Genomic DNA, 20,142 nt, shown 5'->3' on the forward strand with positions numbered 1-20,142 from the left:
CGTTTTATATTTTAATTAAACCGTAAACCAAAATGGCAATAATACCCACCACCATCATAAATATGTAGAAACCAACATTACCTGTTTGCAACAGGCGCAGGCCCTTACTTGTCTCCAGGGTGCCTTTACCTAAGCCATTTACCAGCCCATCTATACCAAGCTGCTCAACTACTTTGTAGAAAAATTCAGAAAGGAAATCAAGCGGCTTGCGTATGATGGTATCATACAACTCGTCGATATAAAATTTATGGTAAGAAAGGTTCGTTAGTGCCGGGCGCTCTTCTTCGTCGCCCACAGGCAAGCTGCCGCCTTTTACATGTTTGAAATAGGCATATGCCATCGCAATAAATGCAAGCAGTACCGAAATACCCATCAGCGTCTTTTCGGTGCTGTGGCTCAGCTCGTGTTCGCCTAATATTTTTGTTGACGCTTCGAACACCGGCGCCAGGTATGCGCCTAATTCGTGGTGGCCACCTAGTACAGCAGGTACACCTATAAAACCGCCAATGGCTGATAATATCGCCAATACGATGAGCGGAATGGTCATGCTCGGTGGCGACTCATGTAAGTGGTGTTCTTGCTCGTGAGTGCCGCGGAACTTACCCCAAAAGGTAAGGTACATCATCCGGAACATATAGAAAGAGGTAAGCATAGCCGTGATTACACCTACTACATAAAAAGTAGTGCTGTGCGCAAAGGCCGCTGCTAAAATTTCGTCTTTAGAGAAGAAGCCCGAGAAAGGAGGTATACCGGCAATGGCGATGGTGCCGATAAGCATCGTAATAAAGGTAATTTTGATCTTGCCTTTCAGTCCACCCATCTTACGCATATCCTGCTCGCCGCTCATGGCATGGATAACCGAGCCTGCACCCAGGAACAACAAGGCCTTAAAGAAGGCGTGTGTTAACACATGGAAGAACGAGCCGGTGTAAGCACCAACGCCCAAACCCAAAAACATATAACCTAATTGAGATACGGTAGAATATGCGAGTACCTTCTTGATGTCGGTTTGCGTTAGCGCGATCAGTGCGGCAAAACAAGCCGTAGTTAAACCTACTATGGCAATTACTTCCATGGTTTGTGGTGCCATGGTGAATAAGATGTTTGATCGGGCGATCATGTAGATACCTGCCGTAACCATGGTTGCAGCGTGTATCAATGCCGAAACCGGTGTTGGACCGGCCATCGCATCGGGCAGCCAGGTAAACAGCGGTAACTGTGCCGATTTACCAATAGCGCCAACAAAAAGCAACAGCGTAACAATGGTGAACATCGAATCGCCCCGTATCATGGTAGCAGCCTTGGGGAATATCGTAGCAAACTCAACGCTTTTGAACACAGCAGTGATAATGAATACGCCAAGTAAAAAGCCAAGGTCGCCGATGCGGTTCATGATAAAGGCCTTTTTGGCAGCATCGGCATAGCTGGCGTTGGTGTACCAAAAGCCGATAAGCAGGTATGAACAAAGGCCTACGCCCTCCCAACCAATAAACATCACGATATAGTTGCTACCCATTACCAGCAGTAGCATAAAGAAAACGAACAGGTTCAAATAAGCAAAGAACTTACCGAAACCGGCATCGTCATGCATATAACCGATAGAATATAAATGAATGAGGAAACCAACGCCTGTGATGATCAACAGCATGATGGAGCTAAGCTGATCTACCAGGAAAGCAAATGGTATTTTGATGTCGCCTACGCTAATCCAGTTGAAAAGCGTAACGTTTATTGGTACGCCGCTAGATTTTATCTGGAAAAAAGCAAGCGCGCTTATACCGAAAGCAATCAGCACCAGCAAACTGCCGATAGCGCCGATAACGCTTTTCGACAAGGTGTTGCGCCCAAGTCCGTTTATCACAAAACCGGCTAAAGGTAAGATAGGAATAAGCCAGATATATTTATCCATTGTGTCCGTTGTACGTTGTTATCTTATTTAAATCCGAAATCGAAAATTCGAAATTCGAAATGAGCTTACCATTTCAACCTGTTCAACACGTTGATATCTATCGAATTGGTGTTACGGTATATCATTACTATGATGGCCAAACCAACGGCAACTTCTGCTGCGGCAAGTGCCATAATGAAAAACACGAAAACCTGCCCGGCTGCATCGCCGCGGTAAACCGAAAAAGCGGTAAGCAACAGGTTAACCGAGTTAAGCATCAACTCAACCGACATAAATATCACTATAGCGTTGCGGCGCAAAAGCACGCCCATAACACCTATTGAAAAAATAATAGTGCTTAATAATATATAGTGGTTAAGCGGCACCGCGTGGATGGTATTGGCTATACTGTTCATCAGATGGTTGCTTTTGGTTCTTTTTTATCTTTTGTTGCCAGTAAAACCGCGCCCACCATTGCTGATAACAGCAATACCGACGACACCTCAAACGGCAATAAAAACTCTTTAAATAATACTTTACCCAGGTTTTTCACCAAACCCAGGTTAGGGTTTTTTAGCACCAACGGATCCGATGCATGGTTGGCGATTTTTAAGGACGATACCAACGCTACCAATAAAATACCCGCCCCTACTACCGCTGCCAGTTTCACCATAAAAGGTTTTACCGGCTCGCTCTCTTTATTGAGGTTGATGAGCATAAGCGTATATAAAAACAACACCAGTATAGCCCCCATGTAAACAATAAAGTTTACGATGGCCAAAAACTGGGCGTTCATTAAAATATAGTGTACGGTAAACGTAAAAAAGGTAAGTATAAGGTACAGTATGCTGTGTACCGGGTTCTTCGCAGAAATAACCAGTATAGAGAAAAATATAGATAAAAACGCGATGAAGTAAAATGTACTCATGTTTTATATTTTACTAATACTTCTGCCCGTGTAAAAGGTTGGGCAAAGGTATAAAACTTTGGTTATTGATTTAAGGGAGCTTCTACTAATTTGTCTTTACCGTAAATAAAATCCTTGCGCAGATAATCTGATGCTACCACGTCACCATCAAGATAGATGGCTTCCTTGGGACAGGCTTCCTCGCAAAGGCCGCAAAATATACAGCGCAGCATATTAATTTCGTAAACGGCGGCGTATTTTTCTTCGCGATATAAATGCTCCTCGTCTTTTTGGCGTTCTGCAGCGGTCATCGTAATGGCTTCTGCAGGGCATGATAATGCGCAGAGGCCACAGGCGGTGCAACGTTCAGCACCGTTCTCGTCGCGTTTAAGGGAATGTTGGCCCCTGAAGTTTTCAGAAAACTCGCGTTTTTGCTCAGGATATTGTATAGTAACCGGCTTTTTAAAGAAGTGGCCCATGGTAATGCTCAAGCCTTTTGCAATAGCAGGCAGGTAAGCACGTTCCCAAAAATTGAGGGGCTTTACTTCTAAAACTTTCTTTTTATTACTTAATGATTCCATTTTAAACTAATCCTCAATTATAAAAAAGTAATAACACAAGCCGTAATCACAATATTGGCAATTGCCAAAGGTATCAAAACCTTCCAACCTAAGTCCATCAATTGATCGTAGCGGAAACGAGGGATAGTCCAGCGTACCCACATAAAAAAGAAGATGAACAGTAATACTTTAAAGAACATCACCGCGAAACCCAACAGCGGTCCCCACGTTGGCCCCAGCAAGCCGTTCATGTAGTCCATACCCGGGTAATTGTAGCTGCCCCAGTATAAAGTTACCATTACTGCAGATGAGATAAACATGTTGATGTATTCTGCAAACAGGTAAAAACCTAATTTCATCGAAGAATACTCGGTATGATATCCACCTACAAGTTCGGTCTCGCACTCGGGCAAATCGAAAGGGGTACGGTTAGTCTCTGCAAAAGCACATATCAGGAACAGGATAAAACCCACGGGTTGATAAATCACGTTCCAATGCCAACCATGTTGCTGTTGCGCAATCTCGCCAAGGCTTAAGGTGTGCGTAACTAATAACAAGGCGATAATAGAAAGCCCCATTGAAATTTCGTAGCTGATGTTTTGCGATGCTGCACGGATAGCGCCCAATAACGAGTATTTATTGTTGGAAGCCCAGCCGCCTATCATTACGCCATAAACGCCTAATGATACTACACCGAAAATATACAGTATACCCACATTGATATCTGTAACCTGCAAGGGTATAGTTTTGCCGGCGATAACGATATTTTGCCCCCACGGGATAACCGCCGAGCCTATACAAGCGGTTAAAATAGCCAGCGATGGGCCAACTATAAACAAGAAAGGTGTAGCATTAGTTGGGATGATTTCTTCTTTCAAAAACATTTTGCCGCCATCTGCCAGGGGTTGTAAAATTCCCCAAGGACCAGCGCGGTTAGGGCCTACCCTATCCTGAAAAAAGGCCGCTACCTTACGCTCAGCATAAGTAGAATACATCGCTACCACCAGGCTTATCAGGAATATGACAATGATAAGCCCAAACTTAATCAGTATATCTGCTATTTCCATTATAAGCGTGTCTCCCTTTCAAATTGTTCTTTATTGGCTTGCTGCAATAACGGGTTGGTTTTTACAACCGGTAATGGCTTTAGCGTATCGTAGTGGTTTGAACTGATAACCGATTTGTTAGACACCTTTCGCGGTCCTTCAATCACCCAATCAGCTGTTTTCTTTTTATCGAAACGGCAGGTATTGCATATAAATTCTTCTACCTCTCCATATTCGTCTTTACGTGCTGTTACTCGGATAACATCTTCGCCTTTGTACCAAAGGGTCACTTTGCCATTGCACTTTTCGTGGTCGCAATCGCGATGTGCTTCTACCGGTTTGGTAAACCATACACGGTTTTTAAAGCGGAAAGTTTTATCTGTTAATGCACCTACCGGACAAACATCTATTACGTTGCCGCTAAAATCGTTGTCTACTGCTGCGGTGATATAAGTAGAAATTTCAGAATGGTCGCCACGGTTAAGGATACCGTGGATACGATGGTCGGTAATCTGATCGGCAACGAACACGCAACGGTAGCATAGTATGCAGCGTGTCATGTGCAATTGTATCTTATCGCCAATATCTATCCTCTCGAACGTACGGCGGTCAAACTCGTAACGGGTTTTGGCAGCACCATGCTCATAACCCAAATCCTGCAGGTGGCATTCGCCGGCCTGGTCGCACACGGGGCAATCAAGCGGGTGATTTATCAAAAGCATTTCAACAACACCTTTACGCGCCTCAATTACCTCTGGCGAGGAGATGTTCTGTACCTCCATGCCATCCATCACTGTAGTGCGACAGCTGGCTACAAGTTTCGGCATAGGGCGCGGGTCTTTTTCAGAACCCTTGCTCACCTTAACCAAACAGGTACGGCATTTACCGCCACTACCTTCCAGCTTAGAATAATAGCACATAGCAGGCGGAACAATATCACCACCTATCATCCTTGCGGCGTTCAGGATGGTGGTTCCCGGCTCTACTTCAATGGATATACTATCTATTGTTACCTTCATTTATCTATATCCTTATTCAGGTATTTTAATTCCCTTATTGTTGTTCAAGTAAATTAGCAAACACATCGTCTATGGCCAATTCAAACTCAGGTAAAACCGGCGTTACTATTTTATCGCCAACAGTTAAGGCCCTGCCTTCTGTTACAAATTTGCCTTCGTTATTCAGTATATATCTTATCAGCGATTGCTCGTTAGGGTAAACTACCCAATACTCCTTTACGCCAAATTCTTCGTACAGATCGTATTTAATTTTTATCTCCTTCTTATTGTTGCCAGGCGATAAAACCTCTACAACAATGTCCGGCGCTCCCAAACAGCTTCGCGTATCAGCCATTTTTGCCGGGTCGCATATCACGCAAACGTCTGGCTGTACTACAGTTTTAACTTTCTTATCGCTTTTCTCGTTTCTTACAAGCCTAACGTCAAAAGGAGCTATAAAAACCCTGCAGCTTTTATTCTTCAAGAAGTTATGTAACTCAACAAAAATATTCCCGGCTACAACCTGATGATTCCCATTCGGAGCAGGGCTCATCCTGAAAATCTTACCCTTTATTAATTCCAGTCGTTCTTCAAAACGCCAGGAGTAATAATCTGCGTAGGTATAAGTCTTCGAGAAATCTAAATCATCAATACTTTGCATATCCAAAGATACTTCAAATTAGCCCGGGTACCTCAACTTTTATTCGTTACGCAACAACCGCATTCAACGGGTCGGCATAATTTGCTATCCCGTAATTGCGTGTGGTAGCTTCGTGGGCGTTTGTTACGTGCCACTCAAATTCATCCCTAAAGTGGCGTATTGCACTGGCTACCGGCCAGGCTGCTGCATCGCCAAGCGGACAGATCGTGTTACCTTCTATCTTTTTAGATACATCTACCAACAGATCAATATCGCTCAGTTTGCCATGACCATATTCCAGCCGGTGCAAAACTTTCTCCATCCAGCCTGTACCTTCGCGGCATGGCGAGCATTGCCCGCAACTTTCGTGGTGATAGAACCTGGAGAAATTCCAGGTATTGCGCACGATGCACTGGTCCTCATCATAAGCAATAAAACCGCCAGAGCCCAACATAGTACCACTCACAAAACCACCATCAGATAACGATTCATAGCTCATGAGGCGCGCCTCGTTATTAACCGTCTTCAAAAACAAATTAGCGGGAAGGATTGGTACCGATGAACCGCCTGCCACAACTGCCTTAAGGCGTTTGCCGTTGGCTATGCCCCGGCAATAATCGTCGCCGTAAACAAATTCTTCGGCTGATAAGCCAAGTTCTATCTCGTATACACCCGGCCTTTTCAGGTTACCACCAGCTGATATGAGTTTGGTACCAGTGCTGCGGCCAATACCTATTTTGGCATACTCTTCGCCACCATCGTTAATGATGGGGACTACAGCTGCGATAGATTCTACGTTGTTCACTACTGTTGGGCAACCATACAAACCCGCAATAGCCGGGAATGGTGGCTTTATCCTGGGGTTGCCACGTTTACCTTCCAGCGATTCCAGCAGTGCGGTTTCTTCGCCACAAATGTAAGCGCCACCACCGGGCTGTACGTAAAGCTCCAGGTCGTAACCCGTGCCCAATATATTCTTGCCTAAAAAGCCTTTCGCTTTTGCTTCGGCTATGGCTTTCTCCAGGATGCGTATCTGCGGCATCATTTCGCCGCGCAGATATATGTACGATGTATTTGCACCCAGCGCAAAGCTGGATACGATCATCCCCTCAATTAACAAGTGAGGGATGTGCGTCATCAGGAAACGGTCTTTAAAAGTACCGGGTTCAGATTCGTCGCCGTTGCAAACCAGGTAACGGGAAACGCCCTCTGGCTTGGCCAAAAAGCTCCACTTCATCCCGGTAGGGAAACCGGCACCGCCACGGCCACGCAAGCCCGATTTTTTTACCTCTTCCACAATTTCTTCTGGCGTGAGGGTTTTCAGGGCTTTCTCCACCGCTGCATAGCCGCCTTTTGAGCGGTACACATCAAAAGTGTTGATGCCGGGTACGTTAATATGTTCAAGTAAAAGTTTACGAGCCATTACTATTAATATATTTTACCGTTTAGTTTATAAGCGGTTATATGATTTCTTAAACAATTAGACAGAATGAGCGCAGTTACCAAACCGATGATCAGATTGTACTGCGCAGGTACCTGCAAAAAAACAAACAGTAATATGCCTGTTAGCAGTGCGGCATCCCAACTCATCAATCTGCTTCTTCCGCTCATTAGTTATTGGCTTTGGCTTTTAAATCACCAATCAGTTTATCAACCGAATCGGTGGTCAGGTTTTCGTAAAAGGTATATTCGGGGCCAATTTGCAATACCGGGCCATAACCGCATGCTGCAAGGCATTCTACGCCTCTCCAGCTAAACAGGCCATCGGCTGTAACATCCCCCTCTTTTACGCCAAGCGTTTTTTCTATGTGCTCCATTATAGGCGTTGCGCCTACAATTTCGCATGGGCCGGTGCGGCAAACTTCCAGCATGTACTTGCCTTGAGGCTTTAAAAAGTACATGGTGTAAAACGATGCCACCTCATAAACTTCTATCGATTGAATAGAAAGATATTCGGCAACGCTATCCATTGCAGGTGCGCTTACCCAGCCGTATTCTGCCTGCACCAAATGCAGTATAGGCAGCAAGGCCGATTTTTGCTTGCCCGCAGGGTAGCGGCTAACTACATCCGCAAACTTCGCTTTAAGCTCCGGCGAAAATGTAACCGGCGTATTGGTATCTTGTACGCTAAGCATCTAACTCTCCTGCTATTACATTTAAACTACTCATGTTAATAATGGCATCAGATAACAGCATGCCGCGGCTCATTGGCGCATACATCTGGTAATTGATGAAACTTGGCCTGCGGAAATGCAAACGGTATGGCGAGCGGCCTCCATCGTTCACCAGGTAAAAACCAAGTTCTCCGTTAGCACCCTCTACTGCGTGGTAAACCTCGGCGGTAGGGGTTTCCACTTCGCCCATCACTATTTTAAAGTGATAGATGAGCGCTTCCATGTTATTGTAAACTTCTTCCTTTGGCGGCAGGTAAAAAGCCGGAACATCCGCGTGGAAGATATCTGATGGTTCTTTCTCTATTTTGACAAGGGCCTGCTCTATTAAGCGCATACTCTGCCACATTTCTTCGTTTCGTACCAAAAAGCGGGCGTAAACGTCGCCATTATCACCTACGGGTACCTCGAAATCGAAATCTTCGTATGATGAATACGGCTCCATGGCCCTTACATCATAATCAACACCTGTTGCACGCAATATAGGGCCGCTCCAGCTGTAGCTCAGCGCATCCTCTGCCGTAACGGCAGCAACACCACGTGTACGATCCACAAAAATACGGTTACGGTTAAAAAGGCTTTCAAACTCTTTAAGGCCGTAATTAAAATCTGTCAGCACTTTCCTTATCTTACGGAAAGCAATATCATTGAAGTTGCGTTCGAAACCGCCTATACGGCCAATGTTGGTGGTAAGGCGCGAGCCGCAAATTTCCTCGTAAACCTCATATATCGCTTCGCGATACTGCATCATGTAGGTGAAGCCCGTTAATGCGCCGGTATCCACACCTAATATCGAGTTGCACACGATATGGTCTGCAATACGGGCAAGCTCCATAATGATGATACGCATATAATCAACACGCTTAGGCGTGGTGATACCCAGTAGCTTCTCTACCGTCATGTGCCATCCCATGTTGTTAATGGGCGACGAGCAGTAATTAAGCCTATCGGTAAGCGGGGTTATCTGGTAAAAAGGGCGATGCTCGGCAATCTTTTCGAAAGCGCGGTGTATGTAGCCTATCGTTGATACGCCGCTAACTATTCTCTCGCCATCCATCTCCAGTACATTCTGGAATACACCATGCGTAGCGGGGTGGGTTGGGCCGAGGTTGAGCGTTGAATGCTCGGTTTGCGGGTCGTTATCGGTATATACTGGATGGTTCTGCATTATCTTCCAAAAAAGTAATCTTTTTTATCAATACGGTTTGGATCTTCCAGCGGGAACTCTTTTCTCATTGGGAACACCGTCATGTCGTCCACGTTCAGTATCCTCCTCAGGTCGGGATGCCCGTCAAATATCACCCCAAAAAAATCATATGTTTCTCTTTCCATCCAGTTGGCGCCTTCCCATAGCGTGGTAGCCGTTGGGATGTGAACATCGTCGGCAGAAAGGAAAACCTTTACCCGAATACGTGTATTGGTTGTTAAGCTATGCAAGTGGTAAATAACACCTACTGCCTTCTCCAACTCAGGATAATGGATAGCTGTTATATCTGTAAGGAAAATAAACTTTAATTCCGGATCGTTCTTGAGATAAGCAAGCACATCGCTTATTTGCTCCCTACCTGTTTCTACCGTTAAAAGCCCGTAGTCCTGGTTAAGTTCGGTAATCTGGCCAGGGAATTTCTCGCCCAATGCCTGCAACAATACTTCGTTAGCTATTTTACCCATTATTGTATTCCGTATTTAGCCAATAATTCCTGGTATTTAGGTTCCTGGCGACGGCGGCCGGTTTCAGTTTTTACCAATTCCTGTATTGCCATAAAACCATCTATTATTGCTTCGGGGCGTGGAGGGCAGCCGGGCACGTAAACGTCTACCGGTATCACTTCGTCAATACCCTGCAAAACCGAATAGGTATCGAAGATACCACCGCTTGATGCGCATGCGCCAACGGCCATTACCCAACGAGGTTCGGCCATTTGCAAATACACCTGGCGTAAAACCGGACCCATTTTTTTTGATATGGTACCCATCACCATCAACAGATCTGCCTGGCGGGGCGAAAAGCTCAAACGCTCGGCACCGAAACGGCTAAGATCGTATGTAGAAGCCATGGTGGCCATAAATTCGATACCGCAGCAAGAGGTAGCGAACGGCAAGGGCCATAACGAGTTTGCGCGGGCAACACCAATCGCTTTATCAAGCGATGTGGCAAAAAAGCCCGAACCTTCTACCCCTGCGGGGGCCTCAACTATTTGAATATCACTCATGAATTTTTATCAAATAAAATAACCCAACAGTTTAACTGATGTGCAAATTTAATAAAATACGCTGTAACGAGTACACGAAGAAAGGGGAGCCAATATATTTAGAATCAGTCTAAACTAATCCCAGTCCAAAGCACCTTTTTTAATAATGTAGATAAACCCAGCCAGTAATGTTGCCATAAAAATAAACATCTCTATCAGCCCATCTTTACCTAAGTCGCGGAAATTTACTGCCCAGGGATACATAAAAATCACCTCCACATCAAACAACACAAATAGTATAGCGACCAGAAAGTATTTGATAGAAACGGCGCTGCGGGCGTTGCCCACAACCTCTATACCCGATTCGAAGGGGGTAAGCTTATCTTTAGTAACACGTTTGGGGCCTATTTTGTGCGTAACAAACATAGTTGTAACCACAAAACCCAGCGCAACCAGCATCTGGAATATAATCGGAAGAAAATCGCCGGGTGAACTTTGTAATTCCATGCTGCAAATATACAAATGAGCCGATAATAAAAAAGCCCCTTTTGCAAGGGGCCCTCATTATTTTTAACGGGAAGGTGTTATTTACCTTTTGCTCCCTGGGCTTTTCTTTGGAAGTAGTTTGCCGCTGCCTTATTAGCGGGGTCATACTCCTTGGCCTTGGTGAAGTTTTCGGCGGCCTTGGCATCGTCTTTCTCCTTAAATTCATAGTAGTAACCTAAGTAAGCGTAAGATTCCGCCATAAAAGATTTATCTCCCTCTTGTACCCCTTTGGCAGTAACCAATTGTATGTACTGCTCATAGTAAGGCTTAGCGTAACCTTTGTACAAGGTCCTGTCGGTAGGTTCTTTAAAATCGTTCGCACGCGCCTGGTACAAGGCAACTATGGCCAAAGGCGACGCAGCTTTATGCTGTATGTAACTGAACGCAGTATCGGCCTTGATAAGCAGGGTCGAATCTGCTACCGGTTTCGGCTTGGCTGTACTGAAGAACTGATCGGTATAGGCTTTATAATAGCTTAAGCCTTCAGACAAGTAATCGTTCAGCGTGGTTTTACGCGATTTTGCGATATAAGTTTTGTAAGCTTCAGCAGCTTCCAGGAATTTCTTTTTGCCATATAACGATTTGCCTATTTCCTGGTAAACATCAGCCTGGGTAGTATCTAAAGTGGCTGCGGTACGCAATGACGAAACACCCAAAGAGTCTAAGCCGGAAGCGATCTGTGCACGGCCCTGATAAACGTAATCGCGGGGGATAATACGTTTTGCGTCGGCCTTCTGCAGCCAGGTGTTACCGGCGGCCAATGCAGCAGGATAATCTTTGTTCTCTACCGATGAATACAACAAGTAGCGCTGAACTTTTAAATTAGTAGATACTTTAGCCAATTCAGCTGCTTCTGTCTGTAAGGTCTTCCAATCCCCTGAGTAAACCAGGAAGTCGGCATAACGTAAGCGCGACTCTACCGAAAGATCTGTTAATGACAGGTATTTGCGGTACTGCTCAGTAGCTTCCTTAACTTTTACAGAGGCCACTTTAGGGTCTGTTAAAGCCCAACGAACATCGGTTTCTGCCCACTCACGATAAGCCGGACCGTAGTTAGGGTCGATAGCTAACGCGGCCTGAAACTCAGTTTCTGATGACTCAAAGTTATTAGCAAATTTCCAGATAACGCCGGTAGCTACTTTTGCAGCGGCCAGCTTTGGATCTATCTCCAAAGCAGCCTGGTAGTTGCCCAATGCTTCGGTGTTTTTAGATTGCGTACGATATGCATCGCCCAGAGCTAACAACACGTCTACGTCTTTAGCGTTTAATGCTTTTCCTTTATTCAGGATAGCAATAGCCGCATCAGCATCAGCAGGAGATACCCTGTCATTCACAGGCGACATCAAATAACCTTTACCTATATAAGCGTATGGCTTGCTGGCTTTGCCTGCCAAAGCAATAGCCTGGTTAAAGTTGGTTGTTGCTGTAGCTCTGTCTTTGTCAACAAATGCAGCAACGCCTAAACCTGTATAGTTAAGGGCCGATTTAGGGTTAACCGCTATACCTTTGTTGAATACGGTCCTGGCAGAATCGGTGTAATCCTGCAAAATATAAACCCAACCCAGGTAAAAGAAGTTCTCGTCTTTTGTAGACTGGGTAACGGTTAAATTCTTAAGCATGCCTTTAGCTTTCTGATATTGCTCCGCATCGATGGCCTTCTTCGCATCCTCTAAACTCTGCGCAAAAACCGAAGAGCCCACAAATGCCAGCGCTAAAACTAGTTTACTTATTTTACTGATCATTTTCATCTTATCTTAGTTTCTTAATTAGTATTCAGTATTAGTGTTTTATATTTATTTCCCTTGAAGGGATTGACTCGGGTAGTAAGCCCGATTTCAATATTATCCTTTGTCCGCGTTCGCTGGCCAAAAACGATGCAAAGCCCGCTCCCAATCCCTTTCTACCTGTGCAATCAACTATGTACAGCGATCTGCTCAATGGATACGTATGTTGGACGAGCGTTGTCTGCGATGGTTTAAAGTACTGTTTCGGCGCAGTTTTACTGCTTTCGTCCCTGACACCTACTATCTTCACTTTACTTACATCCTCGGCATAGTCTTTGTCAGGATCATTTAACCAAGCAAAGCCAGTAATGCCAATAGCATTGGGGTGGGTACTTACATACTTTATAACCTCTTTATTAGATTTAAGCGCGTATATATTCTTATTCGTAAAATCCTTGTTTCCCGATATTTGCTTCAAATACCTTACCAAACTTGAGTTAGGGTTATCAAAAACTATATTTTTATCGGTTTTAGCCTTGCCGTTAAGCATTCCTATCACCTCTTTAACCGATGTTAAAGTGTCATTAGATGCCTGGTTAACAATCAATGCAACGGCATCAACGGCAAATTTATTTACATCCGGGGGTAATGCCCGCCTGCGCAAAATACCAACTTCTGTTGTGTCCAGTTCGCGCGAAATAATGGCCACCCGAACCTTGTCGTTTATCAAAGCGTTGATCGTTTCGCTTTCGGGAGCGTACTTGATTTCCGGTTTCGCCTCCGGGTACAAGGCCCTGAAAACATACTCTTCTTCGCCTACAATCGGCGAAAAAGACTCGTCGGCCGCAAAGGCGAGCGTACCCGACGTAAAGCCGTCTAATATAACTTCTTTTTTGTCCTTTTTATTTTCCGTACAGCCCTGGAATACTAAAATAAGCAGTGCACCTATCAACAAAAGGAAATACTTACTCTTCATTATCGGGCCCTCTTTTTAAATAGCGCGAGAAACGCAACACTGCATACACTAACACAAACCCACCAAACAATTTCTTTTTCGTAGCATCTAATCCTGGCGGGAAATTATCTAAAAATATCAACAACAATCCCAGCACGCAAAGTGCCGTGAATGCAGTAACTCCTAAAATAAGCAAAAACCGCCTTTTGGGCGATTTTTGCTCTTTGTTATTGTCAGGTAACATTAAATTACTCTTCTGAAGAAAGCGAGAAAGCTACTGGTACACTGAATTGTACACGAACCGGACGACCGTTCTGAATACCTGGTTTCCATTTAGGAGAACCTTTCAAAGCGCGTACTGCTTCTTCGTCACAACCGCTTCCGATACCTCTCAGCACCTTAATATCCGTTAACGAACCGTCTTTTTCAACCACGAAGGTTAAAATTACACGACCTTGTACGTTATTCTCTCTGGCAACAGCAGGGTAATGTATAGCTTTACCTAAGTATTTACCAAAACCGCCATCGCCGCCCGGGAAAGCAGGTTGCTGCTCTACCGCCTGGAAGATCTGGTTAGGGTTATCCTCAACTACTTGCTTTACGTCTGCATTACCTACTGGTTCTTCAATCCTGATATCAGCATTGGGGTCACCTTTCTGATCTTTCTGACCAGGATCGGCAACTTCCAACTCTTTCTGAGTAGGTGGTTCCTTTTCCTGAACCTCGTTATCGGGTTTTACAACCGGAGGAGGGAAACGCACCTGGTCTACCTTCGGTTTTGGTGGTTCCGGTGGCGGCGGAGGTGGTTTCTTGGTTTCGTCTACCGGTGGCGGCGGAAGCACAACCTCGGTGATTTTCACCTTTTCATCAGCCTTTGGGATAAAGCCCTCTAATTTATTGAGGATTGTTTTAAAGGATATCGCAAAAACAAATATCGCAACGCCGATTAAAAGAGCCTTGTTGGTATTACGAGGGTTCGTTCTCCTTAAATCGTATGCTCCATAATCTTTGTTACGGCCTTTAAAAACAACGTCTATCCACTGCTGGTTTAGTATGTCTAATTTTGATCCTAGCATTGTCTTATTACGTTAGTTTACCATTAATAATTATTATCCCTTTTCAACAGCTCGAGCTCTGCAGGGAGAATATCAACAATAGCATAAGATTGTACGCCGGTAATGTTCATCTCGTCAAGCACGTCTACTAAATTCTTGTAAGTAGACTTATCGCTTGGCTTGATAAGTACTACCATGTACTTACCTGTGGTTTGTTGAATTTCTTTTCCTTTCTCCAAAAGGGTTTTACGTAAGCCATCTTTTCCGAAACCTTCGGTAGTTGGCTGGGACTTGCCAGGCTCGCCAATAAACCACTCTACTTTGTCGTTAGAACCCAACAATAAAGTCATAGAGCGGGAAGCGGCTACAGGCAATTGATCCTTTGTTTTCTCGTCCTTATCAGGCATGGCTAAATCCATCGCCTTTGGTTTTGATAGCGTTGTGGTAAGCATAAAGAAGGTGATGAGCAGGAAAGCCAAATCCACCATCGCGGTTAAATCCACGCGTGTAGAGGCTTTTTTACTGCGAACCTTCCCGCCTTTATGTTTACCTCCGCCGGAGGTATCTAATTCTGCCATCGTCTTATTTTTTTGTTTCGGCTTTAACCGTTGTGATCAGCGCGAACTTGTTTATTTCTTGTTTCTGAAGAACGCCGATCAATTTCTTGATGGTTGGGTATTCTTCTTTGTTATCTCCTTTGATAGAAATGCGCAATGCTTTGTTGTACAAACTTACGTCTACACGGCGGGCTTCGCGAATCCAGTCAGACAGCTCATTACTGTCTGTTGTGTCGTGAGGGATACCGCTCTGCTGGAAAGCTTTCCTTCCTTCTGCATCCAGGTCCAGGAAACCGCCCAATTGCTTTAGCGGTACGCCAAATATCGGCAATCCTGCAAATTTTTCCTGTTGCTCCGGTGTGAACTTAATGCCATATTTATCGCCCATTTGTATAAGCGTTTGTTTACGGATATCGTTACCATCTACAGAGAAGAACACTTTGCCCTGGCCCACAGTCAACATCAGCATGTTATCATCCGGGATAGGTATCTCGGTGGTAGCAGCCGGTATATCAACGGGCACAGGATCCTCGGTCCGTGGTTTTGCTGTTAATATAAAGAAGGTAAGCAACAGGAAAGCTACGTCGCACATGGCGGTCATATCTATCGAAGTGCTCTTTCTTTGGACTTTTACTCTTGGCATGGTGTAAAGTTAAATATTAAGTGTTACAATTTCAAATAAATTCCAAATTATATTTTGTTATAACATGGAAACAAGCACTAATATTTTATTACCTGCTGTTTTTATGCGATGCAGCGAATGTTTGAACAATGCTGAAGCCTGTTTCGTCGATAGCGTAAGTAAGTTTATCTATCTTAGAAGTAAACAAGTTGTACATTACAATTGAGATAGCAGAAGTACCGATACCTAACGCAGTGTTGATAAGTGCTTCAGAGATTGAGTTAGAAAGCGCTGATTGGTTTGGAGCACCAGAAGCTGCTAACGCACCGAAGGCCTTGATCATACCGATTACTGTACCCAACAAACCGGTTAATGTACCGATAGATACCAGAGTAGCAATGATGGTAAGGTTTTGCTCTAACATTGGCATTTCTAAAGCAGTTGCTTCTTCGATGTCTTTTTGGATGGCAAGCGTTTTCTGGTCAACGTCCAGGTTTGGCTCTTCTTCCATTTCTTTGTATTTCTTTAAGCCCGATTTGATAACGTTTGCTACCGAACCTTTTTGAGCATCGCAGGCAGCGCTTGCAGCTTTGATGTCGCCGGCGTTTAATAAAGATGTGATTTTTTTAACGAATACATCTACGTTGCCGGTGCCAGAAGCTTTACCGATAACGATTGCCCTCTCGATAGAGAATACGATAACCATTAACAGGTAAGACATAATGATAGGCACGATAACACCACCTTTGTGGATGATACCGAAATAATCGCCAGGGTTCACTTCGTTTTCGGAGTTGCCACCTTTATAATGACTTCCATCGCCCAAAATGAAGATGAAGATACATACGGCCACAGCGATGCAAATTGGAATGGTTAAAGTTGCAAATGCGCCTGATGCACTTGAGCTTTCTTTCTTAACAGGGGTAGTTGGTTTTGTTGGTGCAGTTGCCATTACTTTTGATTTTAGTTTTCGTTTTGTTTGTAATATAAGTTAATAAAAATGTGTGCGTGTTAAGCGGTTAACAAAAATAGAATTTAAATGAATTAAAAAAACTTTTTATGTAATTCTTTATGATAATTTAACACAGGTTGCGAAGCGGTTTTGCAAAATGGTAATACATAACGCTATTACACGGTAAAATTGTGTTTTTGTCAAATAATATTTTGCAATAAAACCCATTTTTTTTGTGAATAGCAAGCTTTAGGCCATAAAAAGTGTGTAACTAAGCTGATATAGTAACGTCTAAGCAATGGTTACAGCTATGTTCTTGCCGTTCTGTGTGTCTTTTTTACGCATTGGAGAACAATGAATGCTTCGCCTTCTGCACTTCAGAATATAGCTATAAGGATAGTTGCTTTACAAATGCCCTGTATTACAATTACCTATGCTACTAAAATAATAAATATTGTGGTCCTGAGCATGGTTGCCATTGTACAAGGTGAAACAAATTGCGTATCAAATGAACTTAGCTGCCCACTGGGATGCATCTACCATAAATAATTAGTTTGGTTTTTACGATTATCCCCCGGCTTTTTTGGCTTTGTAGCCCTCTGCCTGCAATAAGGTGAGCACCTTATCCCTAAAATCGCCCTGCAATAGCACTTCACCATCTTTGGTAGAGCCTCCAACGCCGCATTTGGTTTTCAACTTTTTGCCTATGGCTTCCAAATCGGCATAGGTACCTACAAAGCCGCTTACACGGGTTACCAGCTTATTGCCTTTTATACGATCGAGGAATATTTTGAGATTTTGTTGCTGAGGCGGCAGGGTTTCCTGCGTGTGGCTACCCTCCTCCAGGTATTTAAAATCAGGATCTGTAGAGTACATGATGCCGGTGTAGTTTTTCTTTGCCATTGTATCAGCCTTTATAGTTATCGCCAACAATAATTTGCAATGTGCCGGGCATCACGTTGATAGCTATATCTATGCCAGCTTCCCTCGGCTCACCATCCAAATGGATAGGGCCGGGCTGTGACCGGGTTATGCTGATATTCTTACCTTTGATAATCTCTACATATTTGGAGCTTTCGGATGCCTTGAACAGCATGCGGAAGCCCATTTCGGGAAAACGGTATAAGGGGAAAGGTTTGATAATACAAACATCAAGCAGGCCATCCTGTACCGAAGCTGTAGGAGATATGTGCGCATTGTTACCGTATTGCGACGAGTTGGCTATACTTAGCATAAAAGCTTCGCGCTGATACTTTACCCCATCTATATCTATACGGTATTGCTGTGCTTTATAGCTCGAAATTTCGCGAATGGACGATTTAAGGTAGCCGATAAATCCCCGTTTAGTGCTACCGTTGGCAAAAACCTGGCTAATGTGGGCATCAAACCCCATACCGGCCATATTGAAAAACCACCTATCATTCATTTTACCGGCATCTATGTTAATTACGCGGCCTGCGTTAATGCCCTTTATGGCCCCTTCGGCATCCATGGGTACGCTTAAAAAGCGCGATAGCCCATTACCCGAGCCATAAGGAATAACACCGAGTACCGTATTGGTGCCGGCAATTGCCGAGGCTACTTCGTTAACCGTGCCATCGCCACCTACGGCAACTATAATATCGTAATATTTTGCCTGCTCGCGTGCAACGTCACGCGCATGCTTTACGCCGGTACTAAATATTGTTTTATACTCAAATAGTGAATGGTCGAGGTACTTTTTGATCAGCTCCGGCACCCCATCTTTCCTCTTCCCTCCCGATACCGGGTTTATGATAAATAACGCTTTCCTTTTCAACTATATAGCTTTACAAGCGGCAAAAGTAAATGTATTTTCGGCTTTGTGAAAAATTGTTTTATTTTTGCCCCGCGTAAGTGGACTGATTTGATGGTGCGGGCCTGCCCCACACATGTTGCAACCACGTAAAAAAGTGCTAATTCCTGCTTCTCTTTTTACAAGTTTCAAATAAATCCATACTTTCGGCTTTAACGTTATTTCAAATAAAAACATGCCATATTTATTCACTTCAGAATCTGTATCAGAAGGGCACCCGGACAAAGTTGCCGATCAAATATCCGACGCTTTAATCGATAATTTCTTAGCGTTCGACCCACAATCGAAGGTTGCCTGCGAAACACTGGTAACCACCGGGCAGGTAATTTTGGCCGGCGAGGTAAAATCTAAGGCTTATTTAGACGTACAAAAGATAGCCCGCGAGGTAATCAACAAAATTGGTTACACCAAAGGCGAATACATGTTCGATGGCAGTTCTTGCGGTGTGCTTTCGGCCATACACGAGCAATCACCTGATATTAACCAGGGTGTTGAGCGCAAAGCCCCGGAAGAGCAAGGCGCAGGCGATCAGGGAATGATGTTTGGCTATGCAACTGCCGAAACAGATAATTACATGCCGCTGGCATTGGATATCGCGCACGCTTTATTAATTGAGCTTGCCGCCATTCGCCGCGAAAACAGTGAAATCAAATATCTCCGCCCGGATGCAAAATCGCAGGTTACTTTAGAGTATGCCGACGATAACACTCCGCAACGTATAGATGCCATCGTAATATCTACCCAGCACGACGATTTTGACGAAGAGGCCACCATGCTGAAAAAGATAAGCGACGATATCATCAGCATTTTGATACCACGCGTAAAAGCAAAATACCCTAAATACGCCCACTTCTTCAACAGCGATATCAAATACCATATCAACCCTACCGGTAAATTCGTTATCGGCGGCCCACATGGCGATACCGGCTTAACCGGCCGTAAAATTATCGTTGATACTTACGGCGGTAAAGGCGCACACGGTGGTGGCGCATTCAGCGGTAAAGACCCATCTAAGGTTGACCGCTCTGCAGCTTACGCCACCCGCCATATTGCTAAAAACCTGGTTGCGGCCGGCGTTTGCACCGAGGTATTGGTACAGGTATCATACGCTATTGGCGTGGCTCAGCCAATGGGTATTTACGTAAACACTTACAATACTGCCAAAGTTGGTTTAAACGATGGCGAGATTGCTAAAAAAGTAGAATCAGTTTTCGATATGACGCCTTACGCTATCGAAACCCGCTTTAAACTACGCAACCCTATCTATAGCGAAACTGCAGCTTATGGCCACTTTGGCAAGCCAAGCATCACCGTTACCAAAACATTCAACGCACATGATGGCAGCAAGCTGGAGCGCGAAGTGGAACTGTTTACCTGGGAAAAGCTGGATTACGTAGACAAGGTAAAAGCCGAATTTGGATTATAATTCCCCTAATAAATTAAAATCAACAAAAGCGGCCGAAATTTTCAGCCGCTTTTTTTTTGGCCTTTTATT

The 20,142-nt window shown here is 44.3% G+C and carries 22 protein-coding genes; 1 reads left to right on the forward strand and 21 read right to left on the reverse strand.

Annotation, left to right across the window (positions count from 1 at the left end; all coding sequences use genetic code 11):
- Nucleotides 1-4 precede the first annotated feature (4 nt).
- The 21 genes from nuoL to E2R66_RS24755 form a co-directional block, all read right to left on the reverse strand.
- The gene (gene nuoL, locus E2R66_RS24650; RefSeq protein WP_133236003.1) at nucleotides 5-1,909 is read right to left on the reverse strand and encodes an NADH-quinone oxidoreductase subunit L; all 1,905 of its coding nucleotides are present in this window, start codon (nucleotides 1,907-1,909) and stop codon (nucleotides 5-7) included.
- Nucleotides 1,910-1,974: 65 nt separating this feature from the next.
- On the reverse strand, nucleotides 1,975-2,304 hold the full coding sequence (nuoK, locus tag E2R66_RS24655; protein ID WP_133236001.1) for an NADH-quinone oxidoreductase subunit NuoK: 330 nt from the start codon (nucleotides 2,302-2,304) through the stop codon (nucleotides 1,975-1,977).
- Nucleotides 2,304-2,816, reverse strand: a complete 513-nt coding sequence (locus E2R66_RS24660; protein WP_133235999.1) for an NADH-quinone oxidoreductase subunit J family protein — start codon at nucleotides 2,814-2,816, stop codon at nucleotides 2,304-2,306. Before E2R66_RS24660 ends, nuoK begins: the two co-directional genes overlap by 1 nt.
- Before the next feature lie 62 nt (nucleotides 2,817-2,878).
- On the reverse strand, nucleotides 2,879-3,376 hold the full coding sequence (locus E2R66_RS24665) for a NuoI/complex I 23 kDa subunit family protein (RefSeq protein ID WP_133235997.1): 498 nt from the start codon (nucleotides 3,374-3,376) through the stop codon (nucleotides 2,879-2,881).
- Nucleotides 3,377-3,393: 17 nt separating this feature from the next.
- On the reverse strand, nucleotides 3,394-4,422 hold the full coding sequence (gene nuoH / locus E2R66_RS24670; RefSeq protein WP_133235995.1) for an NADH-quinone oxidoreductase subunit NuoH: 1,029 nt from the start codon (nucleotides 4,420-4,422) through the stop codon (nucleotides 3,394-3,396).
- Nucleotides 4,422-5,420 carry a 2Fe-2S iron-sulfur cluster-binding protein gene (locus E2R66_RS24675; protein WP_133235993.1) on the reverse strand — a complete coding sequence of 333 codons (999 nt, stop codon included), beginning with the start codon at nucleotides 5,418-5,420 and terminating at the stop codon, nucleotides 4,422-4,424. The genes nuoH and E2R66_RS24675 overlap by 1 nt, the downstream gene beginning before the upstream one ends.
- Before the next feature lie 34 nt (nucleotides 5,421-5,454).
- On the reverse strand, nucleotides 5,455-6,060 hold the full coding sequence (locus E2R66_RS24680; RefSeq protein WP_133235991.1) for a Uma2 family endonuclease: 606 nt from the start codon (nucleotides 6,058-6,060) through the stop codon (nucleotides 5,455-5,457).
- Between the two features lie 46 nt (nucleotides 6,061-6,106).
- A complete protein-coding gene (nuoF, locus tag E2R66_RS24685) occupies nucleotides 6,107-7,462 on the reverse strand; it encodes an NADH-quinone oxidoreductase subunit NuoF (protein ID WP_133235989.1) in 1,356 nt (451 codons plus the stop codon).
- A gap of 187 nt (nucleotides 7,463-7,649) precedes the next feature.
- Nucleotides 7,650-8,174: an NADH-quinone oxidoreductase subunit NuoE family protein gene (locus E2R66_RS24690; RefSeq protein WP_133235987.1), complete on the reverse strand. Its 525-nt coding sequence runs from the start codon at nucleotides 8,172-8,174 to the stop codon at nucleotides 7,650-7,652.
- Entirely contained in the window at nucleotides 8,167-9,378 is a 1,212-nt protein-coding gene (locus E2R66_RS24695; RefSeq protein ID WP_192902009.1) for an NADH-quinone oxidoreductase subunit D, read from the reverse strand. Before E2R66_RS24695 ends, E2R66_RS24690 begins: the two co-directional genes overlap by 8 nt.
- A complete protein-coding gene (locus E2R66_RS24700) occupies nucleotides 9,378-9,881 on the reverse strand; it encodes an NADH-quinone oxidoreductase subunit C (protein WP_133235983.1) in 504 nt (167 codons plus the stop codon). The genes E2R66_RS24695 and E2R66_RS24700 overlap by 1 nt, the downstream gene beginning before the upstream one ends.
- Entirely contained in the window at nucleotides 9,881-10,423 is a 543-nt protein-coding gene (locus E2R66_RS24705) for an NADH-quinone oxidoreductase subunit B (RefSeq protein WP_133235981.1), read from the reverse strand. The genes E2R66_RS24700 and E2R66_RS24705 overlap by 1 nt, the downstream gene beginning before the upstream one ends.
- Nucleotides 10,424-10,537: 114 nt before the next feature.
- Nucleotides 10,538-10,909, reverse strand: coding sequence for an NADH-quinone oxidoreductase subunit A (locus E2R66_RS24710; protein ID WP_133235979.1), 372 nt, complete (start codon nucleotides 10,907-10,909; stop codon nucleotides 10,538-10,540).
- Nucleotides 10,910-10,986: 77 nt separating this feature from the next.
- A complete protein-coding gene (locus E2R66_RS24715; protein WP_133235977.1) occupies nucleotides 10,987-12,696 on the reverse strand; it encodes a tetratricopeptide repeat protein in 1,710 nt (569 codons plus the stop codon).
- Nucleotides 12,697-12,727: 31 nt separating this feature from the next.
- On the reverse strand, nucleotides 12,728-13,648 hold the full coding sequence (locus E2R66_RS24720) for a PstS family phosphate ABC transporter substrate-binding protein (RefSeq protein WP_133235975.1): 921 nt from the start codon (nucleotides 13,646-13,648) through the stop codon (nucleotides 12,728-12,730).
- Between the two features lie 227 nt (nucleotides 13,649-13,875).
- Nucleotides 13,876-14,703, reverse strand: a complete 828-nt coding sequence (locus E2R66_RS24730) for an energy transducer TonB (protein WP_133235971.1) — start codon at nucleotides 14,701-14,703, stop codon at nucleotides 13,876-13,878.
- A gap of 23 nt (nucleotides 14,704-14,726) precedes the next feature.
- Complete coding sequence (locus E2R66_RS24735) at nucleotides 14,727-15,260, reverse strand: ExbD/TolR family protein (protein ID WP_133235969.1); 534 nt, start codon at nucleotides 15,258-15,260, stop codon at nucleotides 14,727-14,729.
- Nucleotides 15,261-15,264: 4 nt separating this feature from the next.
- The gene (locus tag E2R66_RS24740; RefSeq protein WP_133235967.1) at nucleotides 15,265-15,882 is read right to left on the reverse strand and encodes an ExbD/TolR family protein; all 618 of its coding nucleotides are present in this window, start codon (nucleotides 15,880-15,882) and stop codon (nucleotides 15,265-15,267) included.
- An 88-nt stretch (nucleotides 15,883-15,970) separates the two neighbouring features.
- Entirely contained in the window at nucleotides 15,971-16,813 is an 843-nt protein-coding gene (locus E2R66_RS24745) for a MotA/TolQ/ExbB proton channel family protein (RefSeq protein ID WP_133235965.1), read from the reverse strand.
- Between the two features lie 567 nt (nucleotides 16,814-17,380).
- Nucleotides 17,381-17,716: a translation initiation factor gene (locus E2R66_RS24750; RefSeq protein ID WP_133235963.1), complete on the reverse strand. Its 336-nt coding sequence runs from the start codon at nucleotides 17,714-17,716 to the stop codon at nucleotides 17,381-17,383.
- 4 nt (nucleotides 17,717-17,720) lie between these two features.
- Nucleotides 17,721-18,611, reverse strand: a complete 891-nt coding sequence (locus E2R66_RS24755; RefSeq protein WP_133235961.1) for a diacylglycerol/lipid kinase family protein — start codon at nucleotides 18,609-18,611, stop codon at nucleotides 17,721-17,723.
- A gap of 211 nt (nucleotides 18,612-18,822) precedes the next feature.
- On the opposite strand from E2R66_RS24755, the gene metK reads away from it, so the two are divergent.
- Entirely contained in the window at nucleotides 18,823-20,073 is a 1,251-nt protein-coding gene (gene metK, locus E2R66_RS24760) for a methionine adenosyltransferase (RefSeq protein ID WP_133235959.1), read from the forward strand.
- Nucleotides 20,074-20,142: the final 69 nt, after the last annotated feature.

It is taken from the genome of Mucilaginibacter psychrotolerans, assembly GCF_004519315.1.
GTDB classification, from domain to species: domain Bacteria; phylum Bacteroidota; class Bacteroidia; order Sphingobacteriales; family Sphingobacteriaceae; genus Mucilaginibacter; species Mucilaginibacter psychrotolerans.

Coding starts and splice junctions, on each gene's coding strand:
- nuoL (WP_133236003.1), bottom strand. CDS start 1,909: ATGGATAAATATATCTGGCTTATTCCTATCTTACCTTTAGCCGGTTTT.
- nuoK (WP_133236001.1), bottom strand. CDS start 2,304: ATGAACAGTATAGCCAATACCATCCACGCGGTGCCGCTTAACCACTAT.
- E2R66_RS24660 (WP_133235999.1), bottom strand. CDS start 2,816: ATGAGTACATTTTACTTCATCGCGTTTTTATCTATATTTTTCTCTATA.
- E2R66_RS24665 (WP_133235997.1), bottom strand. CDS start 3,376: ATGGAATCATTAAGTAATAAAAAGAAAGTTTTAGAAGTAAAGCCCCTC.
- nuoH (WP_133235995.1), bottom strand. CDS start 4,422: ATGGAAATAGCAGATATACTGATTAAGTTTGGGCTTATCATTGTCATA.
- E2R66_RS24675 (WP_133235993.1), bottom strand. CDS start 5,420: ATGAAGGTAACAATAGATAGTATATCCATTGAAGTAGAGCCGGGAACC.
- E2R66_RS24680 (WP_133235991.1), bottom strand. CDS start 6,060: ATGCAAAGTATTGATGATTTAGATTTCTCGAAGACTTATACCTACGCA.
- nuoF (WP_133235989.1), bottom strand. CDS start 7,462: ATGGCTCGTAAACTTTTACTTGAACATATTAACGTACCCGGCATCAAC.
- E2R66_RS24690 (WP_133235987.1), bottom strand. CDS start 8,174: ATGCTTAGCGTACAAGATACCAATACGCCGGTTACATTTTCGCCGGAG.
- E2R66_RS24695 (WP_192902009.1), bottom strand. CDS start 9,378: ATGCAGAACCATCCAGTATATACCGATAACGACCCGCAAACCGAGCAT.
- E2R66_RS24700 (WP_133235983.1), bottom strand. CDS start 9,881: ATGGGTAAAATAGCTAACGAAGTATTGTTGCAGGCATTGGGCGAGAAA.
- E2R66_RS24705 (WP_133235981.1), bottom strand. CDS start 10,423: ATGAGTGATATTCAAATAGTTGAGGCCCCCGCAGGGGTAGAAGGTTCG.
- E2R66_RS24710 (WP_133235979.1), bottom strand. CDS start 10,909: ATGGAATTACAAAGTTCACCCGGCGATTTTCTTCCGATTATATTCCAG.
- E2R66_RS24715 (WP_133235977.1), bottom strand. CDS start 12,696: ATGAAAATGATCAGTAAAATAAGTAAACTAGTTTTAGCGCTGGCATTT.
- E2R66_RS24720 (WP_133235975.1), bottom strand. CDS start 13,648: ATGAAGAGTAAGTATTTCCTTTTGTTGATAGGTGCACTGCTTATTTTA.
- E2R66_RS24730 (WP_133235971.1), bottom strand. CDS start 14,703: ATGCTAGGATCAAAATTAGACATACTAAACCAGCAGTGGATAGACGTT.
- E2R66_RS24735 (WP_133235969.1), bottom strand. CDS start 15,260: ATGGCAGAATTAGATACCTCCGGCGGAGGTAAACATAAAGGCGGGAAG.
- E2R66_RS24740 (WP_133235967.1), bottom strand. CDS start 15,882: ATGCCAAGAGTAAAAGTCCAAAGAAAGAGCACTTCGATAGATATGACC.
- E2R66_RS24745 (WP_133235965.1), bottom strand. CDS start 16,813: ATGGCAACTGCACCAACAAAACCAACTACCCCTGTTAAGAAAGAAAGC.
- E2R66_RS24750 (WP_133235963.1), bottom strand. CDS start 17,716: ATGGCAAAGAAAAACTACACCGGCATCATGTACTCTACAGATCCTGAT.
- metK (WP_133235959.1), top strand. CDS start 18,823: ATGCCATATTTATTCACTTCAGAATCTGTATCAGAAGGGCACCCGGAC.